Raw genomic sequence first — 2825 nt, forward strand, 5'->3', positions numbered from 1 at the left:
CGCGGAGCGTGGGAACGATCTGTCACGGTCAGAAGTGAAACGCCACCCCCGTGGTCACGTTGAACGCATCCCCCACATAGAAGTTGGCCGAGTCCTGGCCCTTGGCGTCGTACGCGGTGTTGGTGGCCGTGGCATAGCGCTTGTTGGTCAGGTTGCGCGCATCGACAAACACTTCCCACTTCTTGCTCGGGGCCTCGTAGCCCACCTTGGCCCCCCACAACGTATAGGACGGCGCACTCAGGGAGTTGGCAAAGTCGACGTAATAGCTGGACGCCGCCCGGGCGTTGAGCTGCGCGTAGAAACCGCTGCCTTGGCGATATTCCAGCTCGGCCTGGTAGACCTGGCGCGGCAGGCCCGGCAGCTGGTTGTCGCCGAACACCGCATCGTTGCGGTAGTGGAAGTCGTTGAAGGTGTAGGCCTGGCGCAGGGTCACGGTGTCGCCATTGCCGCCGTCCCACAGTTGCGCATTCAAGCCGGCTTCGATGCCCTGGTGAATGGTCGCGCTGCCGTTGGAGGTGGCCACCAGTTGATCCTGGGTAGCCGTCGCCTGGCGTACCACTACCGACAGCAGTTCTTTCTGCACCCACGAGCGGTAGACCGTCAGGCTGCCGTCAAAAATACCGTGGCCGCCGCGGATACCGAACTCCACGGTGTTGGCTTTTTGCGGCCGCACATCACGGATGTACGGCGTGCCGGTGCTGCCCAGCTGCCAGGTGACCGGTGGATCCACCGAGCGGCTGACGTTGCCGAACACTTCGAATTCCGGAGTCAACTGATAGCGCAGGCCAATGCGCGGGGCGACGTCGGTCTCGTCGTATTCAACGCCACTGGGGAACGCGCTGGTGTTGGTGGCGGTGCTGTATTCGATCTGCGCCTTGCGCTTGATATCAATCAATGACAACCCGGTGGACAGCCACGTGCGGTCATTCAGTTGCAGTTCGTTACCAAGGGAAAACACGGTGTCCCGGGAGCCGGTGTAGTTGGTCTTCTGCTGGGTGATGCCGGTGGCCTTGCTGTGGGATTTCACATCGGCCAGGTACGCCAGCGTATTGCTGAAGGTCACGCTGCTGTCGCTGCGCAGGCCGAAGAAGGTGTCGGCGGTGCGCAGGTAGCGCAAGGTCAGGTTGACGTCCTGGGAGCGCCATTCCTGTGGTGTTGGCGAATAGCGCCAGCCGTTGTCCAGCGGGTAATCGTTGTAGCCCAGGCCGACTTCGAGCTTGGCATTGTCGTCGAAGGTGTAGGTGGTGGTGCTGCCCAGCAACGTCGAGCCGTCCTTCTTGCGCCCGATGGGCACGAGGTTGCTCGTGGGGTCGTGCTTGAGCTGGTATTTGGTCAGGGTGTTGCCCTGGCTAAGGGTTTCTTCCTTGTAGCGAATGTAGAAGCGCGCCTCCAGTTGCGGGCTGAACACGTGGCCGAAGTTGGCAACGATCCCCTGCCCCTTGTTCGGTGTGTTGTCCTGGTAACCGTCACGCTCGTTGTGCTGGATGCTGACGTAATAGTCATTGTCGCCGTCCACGCCGCCGGTGCTCAGTTGCTCCTTGCGATAGCCGAAGCTGCCGGCTTCGAAACGCGCGTAGTTGCCCGGATCGGTGCGGCCGGTCTTGCTCACGAAGTTGATCGCGCCGCCCAGGGACAAGGCCGAATAACGGAAGGCGTTGGCGCCGTAGAGCACCTCGGTGTGGTCCACGGAAGCCATGTCCAGCATGTCTTCCTGGGTGCCGCCCGGGCCGGTCAACGGCAGGCCGTCATAAAGGAATTTGATCCCCAGCACATAGCCTTGATAGAAGGTGTTGAGGCCCGAACCGCGGATCGAAATCTTGTTCGCGCCCGAGCCGCTGGTGGCCTGGGCGAATACGCCCGGCTGCAACGCCAGCACGTCCTCGGCATTCGCCGCGCGGCCCTGTTCGATCTTGCGGTTGTCGATCACTGCGGTTTTGCCGGGCACCTTGGACAGTTGCTTCTCGGCCTTTTGCGCTTCGGTGGCTTCGGCACCGGTGACCACTACCGTGGCCAGGGTCGGGTCCGCCTGGGCGGCAAAGGCCGCGCCGTGTATCAACATCAACAGCACGCCAAGGCTGGACGCGGTGGCCAGTGACTCAAAACGACGAGCGCGAGGTTCAAACAGTTGCCGCATGAATTAAATACTCCTGGGGTCTCGAATTAGTTGGAGCATCTATTCGTATAGTCGCGCTCTATTTTCAACTTTGCAGGGTTCATGCCACGTCCAAGCCTCAATAAACACTGGCCGGCCACCCTTATTAATCGCCACAAGCGCAACACTTTGCTGGTGAAATGTTCGATTCCGGACAATACAAAAATCATCCACAAACACTTATATGTTCAAGCAATAAAAGCATAACGAAAGCCCCGCCCTGCGGGCACAGGACCCAACTGTGCAAATCCCAACAGCCCTCCAACAAAAGTTGCGTATTCGACACTGTCCGCGCCTGCATCCCCGTAAGAAGTCGCAAGTTATCGGCTTATTGTTACTTGGTATGGGTCTTGCTCTATCCATTGCCTGTTGAAACAAATCAGCTCGAGCATTCTCGACTTAAGCAACGAGGTATTCACGCGTGACGGTCAACTTACTCTGCACCCGCAGGACGCCACTGGAGATTGCCCGTGACCTGGCGACCGAGTTCGCGCGCACCGCCGTCGACCGCGACGCCAGCGGCGGTACGCCCAAGGCCGAACGCGACAAACTGCGCAGCAGCGGCCTGCTGTCCCTGAGCATCCCCGGGCAATTCGGCGGGCTGGACGCCAACTGGTCGGAAACCTTCGAGGTGGTGCGCGAATTCGCCCGGGTCGACAGCTCCATCGCCCAC

At 60.3% G+C, this 2825-nt stretch carries 2 protein-coding genes; one reads left to right on the forward strand and one right to left on the reverse strand.

Annotated features, from left to right (window positions below):
- Positions 1 to 28 precede the first annotated feature (28 nt).
- The gene (locus tag HX824_RS30585; protein WP_177055927.1) at positions 29 to 2134 is read right to left on the reverse strand and encodes a TonB-dependent receptor domain-containing protein; all 2106 of its coding nucleotides are present in this window, start codon (positions 2132 to 2134) and stop codon (positions 29 to 31) included.
- A 439-nt stretch (positions 2135 to 2573) separates the two neighbouring features.
- Here HX824_RS30585 and HX824_RS30590 point away from each other — a divergent pair.
- A partial coding sequence (locus HX824_RS30590) for an acyl-CoA dehydrogenase family protein (protein WP_177055929.1) occupies positions 2574 to 2825 on the forward strand: 252 nt, incomplete at its 3' end.

Source organism: Pseudomonas sp. D4002, assembly GCF_013385665.1.
Lineage (GTDB): Bacteria > Pseudomonadota > Gammaproteobacteria > Pseudomonadales > Pseudomonadaceae > Aquipseudomonas.